Source organism: Collinsella sp. AM33-4BH, assembly GCF_003469205.1.
GTDB lineage: Bacteria > Actinomycetota > Coriobacteriia > Coriobacteriales > Coriobacteriaceae > Collinsella.
The window spans coordinates 23,325-35,280 of sequence record NZ_QSIN01000006.1; the positions used below are offsets into that span (position 1 = coordinate 23,325).

The following is an 11,956-nucleotide window of genomic DNA, read 5'->3' on the forward strand; positions in this document are numbered from 1 at the left end:
TACCAGTTGGTCCTACCGACAAAAGAAAGGGGAGAGAACGTGAACAACTTGCTACGTTTGATTGGAAGGCGTCTTGTGGCGCTGCCGATCATGGCATTGGGCGTCACCGTCCTGGTGTTCTTCCTTATGTCGTTCTCCAAGACCGACCCCGCCTACACGGCGTTGGGTGACGGTGCCTCGCCCGAGGCGGTTGCCGAGTACCATGAGAAGTATGGTCTGGACGACCCCTGGCCTGTGCGCTACGTGCGCTATATGGGCGATTTGATCCATGGCGACATGGGCACCTATGGTGCTGCTCGCAACTCCGTTGCCAAGCGCATCTCCACGGCCCTGCCCGTCACGATGCAGCTGACCTTCATCGGCCTTGCCATCGGTGCGGTCGTTTCGTTTTTACTCGGCGTCATCGCGGCACTGTATCGCGACAAATGGCCGGACCAAGTGATCCGCGTCTTTTCCATCGCCGGCTTGGCAACCCCGTCGTTCTGGCTTGCCGTTCTGTTGATCCTGCTGTTCTCTTCCTACCTTAAGGTGCTTCCGGCATCGGGTGCTCTGCCTCACTTCACCACGAATCCGGCTGGCTATCTGGGACGTATGATCATGCCCGCTATCGCCTTGGCATTTCCGCTGACGGGCCAGATGACTCGTATCGTGCGTACCGCCATGGTCGAGGAGCTCGATAAGGATTATGTCCGTATGGCTCGCGGCGCCGGCGTTCCCGAGAAGGTCGTCGTCGGCATCAACGTTCTTCGCAATGCGCTGATCACCCCGGTCACCACCCTCGGTCTTAAGATCGGTTACCTCATGGGCGGCGCCGTCGTCATCGAGGTTATCTTCAACCTCCCCGGCATGGGCACCGCGATTCTGCAGGGCGTTCAGGGCAACGAGGCGAACCTGGTTCAGGGCGTCGTTATCGTCGTTGCTCTTGCCTTCATCATCATCAACATCGTGGTTGACATGCTCTACCTGCTCATCAACCCGCGCATCAGGACGGTGTAGATTATGGTAAAGATTCGAGAGAAGCAAACCGAGCAGCTCGAGAAGGCTGCCTCCAAGGGGCTCAAGCTCGGTGGCTGGAAGAAGATGACGCTGTCTTCTAAGATTGCCGCCGTCGTGTTGGTGCTGGTCGCCCTGACTGCGATTCTGGCGCCCCTTCTTGCCCCCTATAGCCCGGTCGAGATTTTTACGGCTCGCCAGGCTCCCGGCAACGGATTTATCTTCGGTACCGACGATAAGGGTCGCGACATTCTGTCGCGCATGCTCTACGGTGGTCGTTACTCGCTGATTATCGGCTTTGGCGCCACTGCCATGGCTCTGGTCTGCGGCTCGGTCGTGGGCGCCCTTGCGGCGGTTTCGCGCAAGGCCGTTTCCGAGACGATCATGCGTATCCTGGACATCATCATGTCCATCCCGGGCATCGCCCTCGCGGCCGTCTTCGTCTCCATCCTGGGCAACTCCGTGCCGTCGATCATCTTTGCCATCGGCTTTATGTACACTCCGCAGATTGCCCGTATCGTGCGCGCCAACATCGTGTCCGAGTACGGCGAGGACTATGTCCGCGCGGTCATCGTTTCCGGCGCCAAGGCTCCGTGGATTTTGATCAAGCATGTTCTGCGTAACTGCATCGCCCCGATCATGGTCTTCACCGTTACCCTGGTCGCCGACGCCATCATCTTCGAGGCCTCGCTGACCTTCATCGGCGCTGGTATCCAGGAGCCCACCGCTACCTGGGGCAACATCCTCGCCGACGCCCGCGGCGGCGTGCTCGCCGGCCGTTGGTGGCAGGCGCTGTTCCCGGGCCTGGCCATCATGATCACCTGCCTGGCGCTCAACATCCTCTCCGAGGGCATTACCGACGCCATGGCCGCTGCTCCCTCCGCCGCCCTGGATCCGACCGATTCCTCCAAGCGTCGCGAGGCCGACCTGCTGGTCTCCGACCCCGTTCGCGCCTACAAGGAGCAGGCCCAGTCCCTCTCCGCTCGCCTTGGCGCCCTGCGCGATGTCGAGCTCAAGCGTGACGATCGCCATGTGCCCGACGAGTCTGTCGAACCGATCCTTTCGGTCCGCGATTTCTGCATCCAGTTTGAGCATCACGGCGATATCAACGTCGTCGACCATGTCAACTTTGACGTCCGTCCTGGTCAGACCATGGGCCTGGTGGGCGAGTCCGGTTGCGGTAAGTCCATCACCACGCTGGCCATCATGGGCCTGACCGACGACGATGAGCACCTTTCCGGCGAGGTCCTCTGGGAGGGCCGCGACCTGCTCAAGATGAGCAAGAAGGAGTGGTTCGGCCTGCGCGGTACCGATATCGCTATGGTCTATCAGGACGCCCTGTCCTCGCTCAACCCCTCCATGCTCATCTCTGCCCAGATGAAGCAGCTCACCAAGCGCGGCGGCACCCGCAGCGCCGAGGAACTCCTGGAGCTCGTGGGCCTCGACCCCAAGCGTACGCTCGAGAGCTACCCGCATGAGCTTTCCGGTGGCCAGCGTCAGCGTGTCCTGATCGCTATGGCCCTTACCCGCGACCCCAAGCTGGTCATCTGCGACGAGCCCACGACCGCTCTGGACGTTACCGTCCAGAAGCAGGTCATCAAGCTGCTCAACGACCTTCAGGCCAAGCTCGGCTTTGCCATGATCTTCGTCTCGCATGACCTGGCGCTGGTCGCCGAGGTCGCCCATAACATCACGGTGATGTACGCCGGTCAGGTTATCGAGCAGGCGCCCACCAAGGAGCTGCTCACCAACCCGATCCACGAGTACACCCGCGGTCTTCTGGGTTCCGTTCTGTCCATCGAGAGCGGTTCGGGCCGCCTGCACCAGGTGCCCGGCGCCGTTCCGAGCCCGCGCGATTTCCCCAAGGGCGATCGCTTCGCGCCCCGCTCGAGCCATCCGCGTATTGGCCTGGACACCCGTCCGGTCTTCAAGCGCGTGCCCGGCACCGAGCACTTCTATTCCGAGCTCCCCGACGAGGTGCTCAAGGCAAATGGTTTGACCCCTCACGCGGAGGTGATGTAGATGAGCGAGACCGCAGTCAACGGCGTCGAGCCGATCATCTTCCTTGATGACGTCCACGTCACCTTTAGGACCCGTACCGGCTCGATTCTGCACCCTAACCTGGTTCACGCCGTCCAGGGTGTAACGATTAGGCTCATGCCCGGTCAGACGATCGGCATCGTCGGCGAGTCCGGTTGCGGTAAGTCCACCACCGCCAACGTCATGTGCGGCCTGCAGGCCCCCACGAGCGGCAAGGTCTACTTTAAGGGCAAGGACGTTACCAAACGTACCGCCGAGGACCGTCGCCACATGGGTCGCGTCATCTCGGTCGTGTTCCAGAACCCGGCCACGGCACTCAACCCCCGTATGGTCGTTCGCGAGCAACTGCTCGACCCCATGCGCGTCCACAACCTGGGTACCGAGGCCGAGCAGGAGAAGCGCGTCAAGGAGCTCTTGGAGCTCACCGGTCTGCCCAGCTCCGCCGCCGAGGTTCTTCCCGGCCAGCTTTCGGGCGGCCAGCGCCAGCGCGTCGCAATTGCCCGTGCCCTGTCGCTGAACCCCGATGCCATCATCGCCGACGAGCCCACCTCGGCTCTGGACGTTTCGGTTCGCGCGCAAATTCTGAACCTGCTGACCGACCTTAAGAAGGAGCTCGGCCTGGCCATGGTGTTCATCAGCCATGACATCCAGACGGTCCGCTATATCTCTGACGACATCATCGTTATGAATGGCGGCAAGATCGTCGAGCAGGGCGAGGCCAAGCAGGTCTTCCAGCACCCTCAGGACCCCTACACCAAGATGCTGCTCGGTGCTGCGCCGTCGCTGCTGCATCCCAAGCTCGGCGAGTAGCCTCGCTTTCCCTCCCGTGCGCCCGGTTCCCTTGCCGGGCGCACCTCCGTTGCGATTTCGAAAGGTTGGGTTCACGAGCCATGCCAAGTGCTCAGGAGCTACAACAGCAATTTGGTGGGTATCGGGGCGCCATGCCCCGTCCATCAGATTTCGATCTCTTTTGGAAGGACCGCATGGCCGAGGCCGACGCCGTCGGACTTGACTATGCGATCGAGACGGCATCGGTCACCGATGCCGTGACCTGCCAGCTTTTCGACCTCTGGTATACCGGCATGTGTGGCGCTCGCCTGCATGCCAAGTACCTTAAACCCGTCTCGGACGAGCCCGTGCCATTGGTACTTCAGTTCCATGGGTATCCGGGTGCAAGCCGCAGCTGGTTTGAGCAGGCGTCGTTTGCGGGCATGGGCATGGCACTCATCGCCCTCGACTGCCCCGGCCAAGGAGGTCCCTCCGAGGACATTGGTGGATTTGAGGGCACAACGGTCGCGGGCCATATCGTCGCCGGTATCGACGGCGATCCGGCCAACCTCTACTATGTCCGCTTGCACCAAGATATTCGCATCCTGTGCCGCATCGTTCGCGAGCTCGAGGGCATCGATCTTGCCCGTGTGTTTGTGAACGGCGCGTCGCAGGGCGGCGGTTTGGGCATTGCGACCTGTGCACTTAACAGCGAGCTTATCAATCGCGCCGCCATCCTCTATCCCTTCCTGTCGGATTTCCGCCTGGTCTGGGATTTGGATGCCGACGACATTGCCTACGAGGGCCTGCGCTATTGGTCTCGCTGGTTTGACGAGGACTCGACTCGTATCGACGAAGCCTATGCCAAGCTGGCGTACTTCGATTCCAAGAACTTTGCCCCTATGGTCAAATGCCCCGTGCTGTTTGGCACCGGCACAGCCGATACCGTCTGTCCGCCAGCGACGCAGTTTGCGGTCTATAACAACCTGACCTGTGAAAAGCGTCATGAGTTCTTTGAAGGCTTTGGCCACGAGGAGATTCAGGATTTTGACGATCTGATCATTCCGTTTTTCTGCAAGGGAGGGGAGGCTCATGTCTAAGTGCGAGAGCAATGTCAATGAGCTGATTGTCTCCGACCTTGTGGGGATTCCCGGAACGGTCTCGTCAAGGCTCGCTGATTTCCGGGATTGGCGCGGTGATGCTTCTGCGGATGTTTCCGAATTAGAGATAGCCGCTTCGGACCTTGAGGTTTGCGGGCCGAGTATTACGGCGATCGATTTCGCCAATCCGTATGCCCGCTACTCCGAGGTTTCCTTTGAGCTTAGTGGCGATGTGGTCCACGCGCGTTTGATCGAGCCTGCCGGTCGCGCCCGAGCATCCGAGCTTGTGCCGCTATGTCTGATGTTTCACGACATCGACCGACCCGTGCGGGGATGGCATCACATGACGAGGTTTGCGGCCATGGGATATGCCGTGCTTGCGCTGGACGATGAGGCGATTGGATCCAGCGAGCTGCAGCAGGGGATTGCCTCTCCTGCTTTTGTCAAGCGCGTCCGTTGGGGTTGCGCGATGGCGAAGGTGGCGCGCAATCTTGATGGTGTGGACCCCGACCGCATCTTTGCATGGGGCGAGGGCCTTGGCGGCGGAGTCGCGCTGGCGGTTTCTGCTCTGGACGAGCGGGGCCTCGCCTGCACGGCGGTTGCCAATCCAATTCCCGGTGGCCTCGAGGCGTTGTCGTCTCGGGTGCGTGGATCGGTGCTCATGGGCACATCGCTCATGGATGCCGTGAGTGATCCCAAGGGCCAGTTTGCCGTATTCAACGGTCTTGAGTGTGACCGGAGGCATATCATCTATGCCAAATACGCTCATGAGCGCATCAACGCGTTCGAAAACGAAGTCATCGACTTTTTTAACCAAACGTTCTACCCGTGTTCTTTGGCCTAGACGGCCTGGACACTGCCAACAAGAGTGGGTGGCATAGGGCCGCCCGCCAGACAACTAAGGAGATTCTTGTGGCAACTCAGAAATTCACCGGCGTTATCCCTCCCGTCGTTGTTCCCGATACCGAAGACCACCAGCTCGACGTTGCCTCCTTTGAGCGCAGCATCAACCGCATGATCGATGCCGGCGTCGATGGCCTGTTCTTCCTGGGCTCTTCGGGCGAGGTCGTTTTCTCCACCGATGAGCGTCGTCGCCAGATCATCGCCGAGGCCGTTCGTATCGTCGACCACCGCGTGCCCGTCCTGGTCGGCATCATCGATACCGAGACCGAGCGCATGATCGAGCACGGTAAGGTCGCTCAGGAGCTGGGCGCCGATGCGCTTGTCGCCACCTGCCCGTTCTATGCCCTGCAGGGCATGACCGAGGTCGAGGAGCACTTCCGCATCCTGCACGAGGAGCTCGACCTGCCCATCTTTGCCTATGACATTCCCGTCTGCGTTCACACCAAGCTCCCCTGGAAGCTCCTTGCCAAGCTCGGCGCCGAGGGCGTCCTTGCTGGCGTCAAGGATTCCTCGGGTGATGACATCTCGTTCCGCTATCTCGTTCAGGAGAACGAGAAGAACGGCCATCCGATGAGCATCCTCACCGGTCACGAGGTTGTTGTCGACGGCGCTTACCTCGGTGGCGCCGACGGTTCTGTCCCGGGCCTTGCCAACGTTGAGCCCGAGGGCTACGTGCGCCAGTGGAAGGCCGCTCAGGCCGGCGACTGGGCTACCGTCAAGGCCGAGCAGGATCGCCTCAATGAGATTTCGCACATCTGGGACGTCACCTCGGGCGTCCAGGGCTATGCCGGTGGCGTCGGCGCCTTCAAGACCGCTATGAACCTCATGGGCATCTTCGACAGCCCGACCATGCCGCGCCCGGTGAAGGCCATGACCGGCGAGAACGTCGAGGCGATTAGGAAGGTCCTTCAGGACAACGGTCTCCTGTAAAGCTTCCCAGGCACCCGACCTCGCCGTTCAACCGTGTGGCCATGACCCATTAGGTCAATGGCCACACGGTTTCTCGGCGATCTCGGACACCTGGAAAACCTTTACTGCGCTGTGACGGCTAGCCTGACGGCGCATTTCCTGTAGTTGTTTTTATCTCCGAAGGAGAGCGACATGGAGAACAAGTACGTCTGCTCTGTCGATATCGGCGGAACTAAAATTGCGACTGCCATCATGGAGTACCCGGCTGACGGTAGTGTGCCCCATCCCGTTTTTGAGGCCGAGATTCCTACCGAGGCCCAGGAGGGCGGCGAGGCCGTCTTCCAGCGTATCGAGGCGTCTATCAAGGCCGCTCTTGAGGCGAATCCCGATGTCGAGGTTCTCGGTGTCGGTATCGGTGCCGCAGGCGTCGTCGATCCCAAGACGGGCGCCATTGCTTATGCCAATGAGATCATGCCCGGCTGGTCCGGCGTTCAGTTGGGGCCGCGTCTGCGCGAGGACCTTGGTCTTCCCGTTGCCGTTGTGGGCGACGTGCAGGCTCATGCTCTGGGCGAGGCCCACTGGGGCGTCGGCAAGGGCAAGTTCTCCGTCTTGTGCCTGGGAATCGGTACGGGCATCGGCGGCGCATATGTCGAGAACGGCCGCGTGATGCAGGGCTTCCATGGTGCTGCCGGCCATATGGGCCATATCGAGTGCTCGGCTGCTGCCGGAATTCCCTGCGCCTGTGGTCGTTCTGGCCATCTTGAGTCGGTAGCCTCGGGCACCTCGATTGGCCGTGTGTACGACGAGCGCTTCGGTCGAGTTGACCCCAGCCGTCCTTCGGTCGGTCGCGATGTGAACGACCTGTGCCGTGCGGGCGACGCAAAGGCGACCGAGGTCATCCATGACGCCGGCTTTGCGCTGGGCGCCAGCTTGGGCTCGCTTGCCAACATCTTGGATCCCGAGGTCATCGTGCTTTCGGGAGGTGTGATTCACCAGGGTCCCGATTGGCGTTCGCAAACGTGGAAGGACTCGGTGCACGAGGGCTATGCCAGCCAGGCGCTCGACCCGCTTCAGGACACGCCGATCCTCATCGGTTCTCTGGAGGGCGACGCGCCGCTCATCGGCGCCGCCGAACACCTTCTTGCGTCGTTGAAGTAAACATAACTACCAAGTGCGCCTTCTGAGGTGCCGCAGATTGACGTGAAAGAGGAGCGAAGCGTACTTCGGTACGCGAGCGACGGTTTGAACGTCAAGGTGCGGTGTCTCAGAAGGCTGTTTTGAGAAAGGTTGAGTCGAACATGACCGTTGATCCTTTGATCCAGTCCCTAAAGGGCAAGCTCGTCGTGAGCGTTCAGGCGTATATGGGCGAGCCGCTTCGTACGCCCGAAACCATGGCTCAGATGTCTCGCGCCTGCGAGCTTGGCGGTGCTGCCGCTATTCGCTGCCAGGGTCTTGCCGACATCGCCGCCATTAAGGGCCGCTGCGAGGTCCCCGTCATCGGCTTGTGGAAGGATGGACACGAGGGCGTCTACATCACGCCGACGCTGCGTCATGCTCGCGCCTGCGTTGCCGCCGGTGCCGACATCGTGGCAATTGATGCCACTGATCGCCCACGTCCCGATGGCAAGACCATCGAGGACACCTTCCGTCCGCTGCACGAGGAGGGCGTGCTCCTGATGGCCGACTGTGCCACCATCGAGGATATTCGTCGTGCTGTCGATATGGGCTTCGACCTGGTGTCCACTACGCTTTCTCATGGTGTTGCCGCTATCGATTGCACCATGGCCGACGGTCCCGACCTGCCGCTCCTGCGTCAGGCGACCGAGGAATTCCCCGGTCTTCCCATCATCTGCGAGGGCCGCGTGCACACGCCCGAGGAGGCCCGCGCCGCAATTGATGCGGGCGCCTGGGCAGTTGTCGTGGGCACCGCCATTACGCACCCCACGAGTATTACGAGTTGGTTCAAAGCCGCGCTTGAGGCGTAAGACGGACCTCGTATCCGCTTGGGGCGGTATACTCAATAAAGGCAATTGATCGCGCGGGATCCGCTGGCCGGGTCCCGCGCTTGTTTTAGGAGGCACACATGCAAAAGGGAGATGCCATGGATGCGGCGGAGCGCTCGGAGCGCATCCCCGATATCGTCATCATCACCGGAATGTCTGGATCGGGCCGAACGCAGGCCATGCATGTGTTCGAGGACATGGGCTATTTTTGCATTGATAACCTGCCTCCGCGTCTGATCGCCCAGCTTGCCGAACTCGTCGGCATCAATACGGGCGTGGGCAGGCATCTTGCCGTCACCTGCGACCTGCGCAGCCAGGGCTTGTTCGATGAGCTGCTCGATGCCGTTGCCGCACTCGAGGAGCGCGAGATGAGCTGTGACATCGTGTTTCTCGAGGCCTCTGACGAGGTGCTGATCCGTCGTTATAGTGAAAACCGCCGCCGCCATCCCATTGCCAAGCCGGGGGAGACTACGGCCGATGCGATTCAGCGCGAGCGCCTGCAGCTGCAGGGCGTTCGCGACCGAGCTGACATGATTATCGATACGAGCCGCTTGCGCACCTCTGCTCTGCGCAACAAATTGCGCATGGCGTTCTCCGAGTTGTCCGACCAGCAGCTCATGGACGTTCACGTGTTCTCGTTTGGCTTTAAGCACGGTATGCCCGTCGAGGCGGACATTATGATCGACGTTCGCTTCCTGCCCAATCCGTTCTACGATCCCGAGATGCGCACGATGACCGGTCTCGATAAGAAAGTCTCTGACTTTGTTCTGGACCATCCCAAGACCCAGGAGTTCTGGAAGGCCTGGACGCAGCTGCTCGATACGGTCATGCCCGGCTATATCGCGGAGGGCAAGCCACAGCTTTCTATTGCCATCGGTTGCACGGGCGGTCAACACCGCAGCGTTGCCATCGCCGAGGCCACAGCACGTTATTTGGAAGGCGCCCAGTATCACGTGAGCATTTCTCATCGCGACCTGTCGCGCGCCAACACGAAAGCATAGGCCTGCATGTCGTTTACCGCCGAGGTGCGTGACGAGCTCGCGCGCTGCGAACCCGAATGTGAATACTGCGATTTGTCTACGCTTGCCGCCCTGACGCGTGTGAGCGGTACACTTTCGCTGGCCGGCTCCGGGCGGTATCGTTTGACGGTCGCGACCGAGACGGGTGCCGTCGCGCGCACGATGATCACACTGACGCATCGCATCCTTAAGCTCAAAACGGAATTCACCGTTCGTAAATCGGTCTTGCATAAGGTCCGTAACTATCTCATTACCCTGCCCGATCAACCCGACCTGGACAAGGCTCTGGTGCTGCTGGGCATCCTCGACCGCAGGGGAGGGCTCGTCGCTGGTGTTCCCCGGCACATCGTTGCCCGTCCCTGCTGCAGGCTTGCCTACATCCGCGGCGCGCTCATCGCCGGCGGTTTCGTGGCCGATCCCCGCGGCGACTTTCATTTGGAGATCGCGGTGCAGGGCGAGCAGTATGCCCGGGGACTTTGCGATCTATTGGAGCAGATTGGGGTCCATGCGCGCGTTAACGCGCGGCGCGGGTCCTTTGCCGTCTACATTAAGAGCGCCGAGGAGATCGAGCAGCTTCTAAAGCTGGTCGGCGCCAAGCGCAGCGTTGCCGAGATCGAGGAAGCGCGCGCGGTCAAATTGGTTAAGAACGACGTAAACCGTCGCGTGAATGCCGAGCTGGCCAATCAGACCAGAAGTGCGGGTGCCGCCCAGCATCAGCTTGCGTTGATCGATGAGCTCGAACAGCGGGGTTTACGCGACACGCTTCCGGACGCCTTAGCAGTCTTTTGCGACCTGCGCGAGCGCTATCCCGATCTGTCACTGCGCGATCTGGGGGAGATGGCTGACCCTCCCTTGTCGAAGTCGGCCCTCTACCATCGAGTTTTGAGGCTTGAAAAGCTCATTGAAGCAAACAGGTAGTTTGAAGTATCGACTTATATACGGATTTAGCTGCTATTTTATTCTTTAAAACGTTTTAACGTAAATTTGATTTTCAATTTCGAGCATTCTCGTGAAATTCAAGTCAAAAAAAAGGTATATTAGGCGAGTGGTTAGTTTGTGGGCCTCAACGGCGGGCGCTGTAGCTCGCGGGGGCCTTACGAAAGGAGACACAATGGCAGTAAAGGTTGCTATTAACGGCTTCGGTCGCATCGGTCGTCTGGCTTTCCGTCAGATGTTCGGTCATGAGGGCTCCGAGATCGTCGCTATCAACGACCTCACCTCTCCCGATATGCTCGCTTACCTGCTGAAGTACGACTCCACGCAGGGCAACTACGCTCGCGATCACGAGGTCGTTGCTGGCGAGGATTCCATCACCGTTGACGGCAAGGAGATCAAGATCTACAAGGAGGCCGACGCCAACAACCTGCCTTGGGGCGACCTCGACGTCGACGTCGTTCTCGAGTGCACCGGCTTCTACACCAGCAAGGCTAAGGCTCAGGCCCACATCAACGCTGGCGCCAAGAAGGTCGTCATCTCCGCTCCGGCTGGCAGCGATCTGCCCACCATCGTGTACAACGTCAACCACGAGACGCTGACCGCTGAGGACAACATCATCTCCGCCGCTTCCTGCACCACCAACTGCCTCGCCCCGATGGCCAAGGGTCTGAACGACTTCGCTCCCATCGTGTCCGGCATTATGACCACCATTCACGCCTGGACCGGCGACCAGATGCCGCTCGACGGCCCGCAGCGCAAGGGCAACAAGCGTCGTAGCCGCGCCTGCGCCGTTAACATCGTCCCCAACACCACCGGTGCTGCCAAGGCTATCGGCCTGGTTCTCCCCGAGCTCAACGGCAAGCTCATCGGTGCCGCCCAGCGCGTCCCGACGCCGACCGGTTCCATCACCAACCTCTACGCTGTCGTTGACAAGAAGGTCACCGTCGACGAGGTCAACGCCGCTATGAAGGCCTACGCTGCCACCATCTCCGAGACCTTCGGTTACAACGAGGACGACATCGTCTCCACCGACATCATCGGCGAGACCCATGGCTCCATCTTCGACGCCACTCAGACCATGTGCTCTGACCTCGGCAACGGCCAGACCCTCGTTCAGGTCACCTCTTGGTACGACAACGAGAACTCTTACACCTCTCAGATGGTCCGCACCATCAAGTACTTCGAGAAGTTCGTTGCTTAATTTAGCTTTTAGCGAATAGCTCGTTGAGCGTCTAAAGAAGGGCGCGGCCTTATAGGGCTTACACCCTAGGGTCGCGCCCTTTTT

The 11,956-nt window shown here is 60.4% G+C and carries 11 protein-coding genes; all 11 read left to right on the forward strand.

From position 1 onward, the window contains the following. Positions 1-39: 39 nt before the first annotated feature. The 11 genes from DW821_RS05620 (at position 40) to gap (ending at position 11,872) form a co-directional block, all read left to right on the forward strand. The gene (locus tag DW821_RS05620; RefSeq protein WP_055251823.1) at positions 40-996 is read left to right on the forward strand and encodes an ABC transporter permease; all 957 of its coding nucleotides are present in this window, start codon (positions 40-42) and stop codon (positions 994-996) included. Between the two features lie 3 nt (positions 997-999). Next, on the forward strand, positions 1,000-3,015 hold the full coding sequence (locus DW821_RS05625) for a dipeptide/oligopeptide/nickel ABC transporter permease/ATP-binding protein (protein ID WP_035138893.1): 2,016 nt from the start codon (positions 1,000-1,002) through the stop codon (positions 3,013-3,015). Beyond that, positions 3,016-3,843, forward strand: a complete 828-nt coding sequence (locus DW821_RS05630) for an ABC transporter ATP-binding protein (protein ID WP_089573612.1) — start codon at positions 3,016-3,018, stop codon at positions 3,841-3,843. An 80-nt stretch (positions 3,844-3,923) separates the two neighbouring features. Beyond that, a complete protein-coding gene (locus DW821_RS05635) occupies positions 3,924-4,901 on the forward strand; it encodes an acetylxylan esterase (RefSeq protein ID WP_117647499.1) in 978 nt (325 codons plus the stop codon). Continuing rightward, positions 4,894-5,745 carry an acetylxylan esterase gene (locus DW821_RS05640; RefSeq protein WP_118066012.1) on the forward strand — a complete coding sequence of 284 codons (852 nt, stop codon included), beginning with the start codon at positions 4,894-4,896 and terminating at the stop codon, positions 5,743-5,745. The genes DW821_RS05635 and DW821_RS05640 overlap by 8 nt, the downstream gene beginning before the upstream one ends. A 68-nt stretch (positions 5,746-5,813) precedes the next feature. Further along, positions 5,814-6,734 carry a dihydrodipicolinate synthase family protein gene (locus tag DW821_RS05645; RefSeq protein ID WP_089573615.1) on the forward strand — a complete coding sequence of 307 codons (921 nt, stop codon included), beginning with the start codon at positions 5,814-5,816 and terminating at the stop codon, positions 6,732-6,734. 171 nt (positions 6,735-6,905) lie between these two features. Continuing rightward, the gene (locus DW821_RS05650) at positions 6,906-7,871 is read left to right on the forward strand and encodes an ROK family protein (RefSeq protein ID WP_118066014.1); all 966 of its coding nucleotides are present in this window, start codon (positions 6,906-6,908) and stop codon (positions 7,869-7,871) included. Positions 7,872-8,011: 140 nt separating this feature from the next. After that, the gene (locus tag DW821_RS05655) at positions 8,012-8,698 is read left to right on the forward strand and encodes an N-acetylmannosamine-6-phosphate 2-epimerase (protein ID WP_117773757.1); all 687 of its coding nucleotides are present in this window, start codon (positions 8,012-8,014) and stop codon (positions 8,696-8,698) included. Positions 8,699-8,796: 98 nt separating this feature from the next. Beyond that, entirely contained in the window at positions 8,797-9,717 is a 921-nt protein-coding gene (gene rapZ / locus DW821_RS05660; protein WP_022094878.1) for an RNase adapter RapZ, read from the forward strand. Between the two features lie 6 nt (positions 9,718-9,723). Beyond that, entirely contained in the window at positions 9,724-10,653 is a 930-nt protein-coding gene (gene whiA / locus DW821_RS05665; protein ID WP_035138886.1) for a DNA-binding protein WhiA, read from the forward strand. Positions 10,654-10,846: 193 nt separating this feature from the next. Continuing rightward, entirely contained in the window at positions 10,847-11,872 is a 1,026-nt protein-coding gene (gene gap / locus DW821_RS05670; RefSeq protein ID WP_022094880.1) for a type I glyceraldehyde-3-phosphate dehydrogenase, read from the forward strand. Positions 11,873-11,956 lie beyond the last annotated feature (84 nt).